We start from the raw sequence: 2,326 nt of genomic DNA, 5'->3' as shown, positions 1-2,326 counted from the left end.
CATCTTTCGTGCGCTCACGGCCTCCGCGCCGGCGCTGGCCGCAGCCTGAGGTGACATCATGAGCCTGCAAGGAAAACGCATTCTGCTCACCGGTGCCAGTGGTGGCATCGGCCAGGCAGTAGCCCGCCGGCTGGCCGCCGACGGTGCCGAACTGCTGCTGGTCGGTCGTCGCGTCGACCAGCTGGCGGCTCTCGCCGCCACGCTGCCCGGTCGCCACCACGCCATCGTCGCTGATGTTTCGCGTGACGACGATCGCCAGCGCCTGTGCGGGCGTATCCGCCAGCTCGGCGGGCTGGATATGCTCATCAACAATGCCGGCGTGCAGCATTTCGGTTGGCTGGCGGCGCAGGGTGGCGAGGTCATCCGGGCGCAGATCGATATCAACCTGGTGTCGGCGGTGCTGCTCGTGCATGACCTGATGCCGCAGTTGCTTCAGGCGCCGGCGGCCGTGGTGCTGAACATTGGCTCCACGTTCGGCAGCATCGGGCATCCGGGTTTCGCGGCCTACTGCGCCAGCAAGTTCGGTCTGCGCGGTTTCAGCGAGGCCTTGCAGCGGGAGCTGGCTGATACCCGTGCTCGGGTCGTCTATCTGGCGCCGCGCGCCACCCGGACCTCGCTCAACAGCCAGGAGGTCGAAGGTCTCAATGCCGATCTTGGTACCAAGACCGACACGCCCGAGCAGGTTGCGGAAGCGGTGCGTCATGCGCTTCTGCACCCAGCCACCTCACGCCGCTTCATGGGCTGGCCGGAGCGCTTCTTCGTATTCCTCAACCAACTGCTGCCGGTGCTGGTGGATGCTGCCTTGCGCCGCCAGCTGCCCGTCATCAAGCGCCACGCCCGTGCCAAGGAGAACACCCATGATCGTTTCGCCGCTTAAGCTTCCCGTTGTCATGTTGTCCATGCTGTTGGTCGCGGGTGTTGCCCGCGCCGACCTGTCCGAAGACCTTGCCGCCGTGCAGTCGGCCTGGTCGGTGGACAACTACCAGCTCGCCGGCAAGGCTCGGGTGGCCGCGCTGGAAGCCCTCTCGGCGCAAGGGGACGCCTTGGTCAAGCATTATCCGGCAGCGGCCGAGGCGCATATCTGGAATGGTATCGTGAAGTCCACGCTTGCCGGTGCCAAGGGGGGGCTGGGCGCACTGGGCCTGGCCAAGGCGGCCCGCGCCGAACTAGAGCAGGCGCTGCGACTGGACGACCAGGCGCTCGCCGGGTCGGCATACACCAGTCTGGGCACCCTGTACCNGTCGAGGACAATCTCTCGTTGGCGCAAGGGTTGCGCGATGCGCTGCGGCGAGAGGGCATGGCAGTGAATCACGTCGGCAACGGCCGTGATGCGCTCAACACCATTAGCGACGACCCGCCGGATATCGTCATCCTCGATCTCGGCCTGCCGGACCGGGACGGTCTCGAGGTGCTGCGCCGGCTGCGAGGGCGCGGTGATCGCCTGCCTGTGCTGCTGCTGACCGCGCGTGACACCGTTGATGACAAGGTCGCGGGGCTCGACAGCGGCGCTGACGACTATCTCGCCAAGCCCTTCGATATGCCCGAGCTGCTGGCCCGCCTGCGTGTCTTGGAGCGCCGTCTCGGCGGGCACCTGGAGGCCGAGATCCGGGTGGGTGAAGTCAGCCTCTGTCCGGGTCGGCATCAGGTGCGTAGCTGCGGACAGCTGGTCGATCTTCCCCGTCGCGAATACATGCTGCTCAAGTGCCTGATGGAGACCGCCGGGCGGGTGCAGACACGCTCAGCGCTGGAGTCGCGGCTCTACAGCTGGGGCGAAGAAGTCGCCAGCAATGCGCTGGAGGTTCACATCCACAACCTCCGGCGCAAGCTGGGCAGTGACTTCATCCGCACCGTGCGCGGCGTGGGCTACCTGGTGCCTGCGTCATGAGGTCGCTGCGACGCTATTTCATCCTGCTGCTGCTGTCGGCGTTTGCGCTGATTCAGTTCACGGCGGCGGTGCAGGCCTACCGCGCGGGCACGGCCTCGGTCGAGCGGGCTCTGGATCAGCAGCTGCGCGACCATGTCGAACTGCTGGCCGCGCACGGCTTGTCGGTGCGTGATGTGAGCAGCCTGCGTAATCCGGATCTTGCCTTCCAGGTTCTGACCGAGGACGGCCGCCTGCTCGAGCGCTCGAACAGCGCGCCGGATGCCGCCTTCATGCCTTTGCGGCCAGGCTATGCCGACATAAATTTCTCCGGTGCGCGCTGGCGCGCCCTTGCCGACTACGATGCCATGCAGGGCCGCTGGATACTCTTCGCCCAGCGGCTGGTCAGCCGCAACCAGCTGGTCGACAGCGTCATCATCGCCACCATCCTGCCCTCCGTGCTGG

The 2,326-nt window shown here is 66.5% G+C and carries 3 protein-coding genes; all 3 read left to right on the top strand.

Annotated elements, in window-relative coordinates:
- Nucleotides 1–58: 58 nt before the first annotated feature.
- Nucleotides 59–877, top strand: a complete 819-nt coding sequence (locus tag C5O18_RS08690; RefSeq protein ID WP_105193178.1) for an SDR family oxidoreductase — start codon at nt 59–61, stop codon at nt 875–877.
- A gap of 420 nt (nt 878–1,297) precedes the next feature.
- Nucleotides 1,298–1,885 (top strand): response regulator, encoded by a 588-nt coding sequence (locus C5O18_RS08680; protein ID WP_241146803.1) that lies wholly within the window; start codon nt 1,298–1,300, stop codon nt 1,883–1,885.
- Nucleotides 1,882–2,326 (top strand): sensor histidine kinase N-terminal domain-containing protein (locus tag C5O18_RS08675; protein ID WP_206389818.1); only part of this gene is annotated, 445 nt, incomplete at its 3' end. The genes C5O18_RS08680 and C5O18_RS08675, both read left to right, overlap by 4 nt.

It is taken from the genome of Amnimonas aquatica (genome assembly GCF_002943415.1).
In the GTDB taxonomy this organism is placed as follows: Bacteria; Pseudomonadota; Gammaproteobacteria; order Pseudomonadales; family Moraxellaceae; genus Perlucidibaca; species Perlucidibaca aquatica_A.
Note: the sequence above shows the minus strand (reverse complement) of the source record. Positions and strands in the feature narration are given on the sequence as shown.